At 70.1% G+C, this 558-nt stretch carries 1 protein-coding gene; it reads left to right on the top strand.

All coding sequences use genetic code 11. The annotated features are described in order from the left end of the window. Window positions 1–23: 23 nt before the first annotated feature. Window positions 24–558 (top strand): PQQ-dependent sugar dehydrogenase (locus ABD126_RS38655; RefSeq protein WP_343944863.1); only part of this gene is annotated, 535 nt, incomplete at its 3' end.

The following is a 558-nucleotide window of genomic DNA, read 5'->3' as shown; positions in this document are numbered from 1 at the left end:
AGACCACGATCGCGCCCGGCGCGGTGGACGTGGCACCGGACGGCCGGGCGTTCTTCACCGAGTACGGCGGCAAGCTCAAGATCTTCAAGCCGGACACGCGCACCACGGTCACCGCCGCGACCCTGAACGTCTACGGCGCGGGCCAGAACTCCGAGGACGGCCTGACCGGCATCGCGCTGGACCCGAACTTCGCCACGAACAAGTGGGTCTACCTGGCGTACTCGCCGGGCACGACGACCGAGCAGGTCGGCCGGGTCTCGCGGTTCACCATGAACGGCGACGCCCTCGACCTCGCCAGCGAGAAGGTCCTGCTGACCTACCCGATGTGGCGGGAGAACGAGCCCGGCCACACCGGCGGGTACCTGGCGTTCGGCCCGGGCGGCAACCTCTACGTCGGCGTCGGCGACGACACCAACCCGTTCGCCTCGGACGGCTACGCGCCGATCGACGAGCGCTCCGGCCGCAAGTGGTGGGACGCCCAGGGCACCGCCGCCAACACCAACGACCTGCGCGGCAAGATCCTGCGCATCCACCCCGAGTCCGACGGCACGTACACCA

The sequence above is a fragment of the Saccharothrix mutabilis subsp. mutabilis genome (assembly GCF_039521145.1).
GTDB lineage: Bacteria > Actinomycetota > Actinomycetes > Mycobacteriales > Pseudonocardiaceae > Actinosynnema > Actinosynnema mutabilis.
The sequence above is the reverse complement of the archived record's forward strand: the minus strand, read 5'-3'. Positions and strand labels throughout refer to the sequence as shown.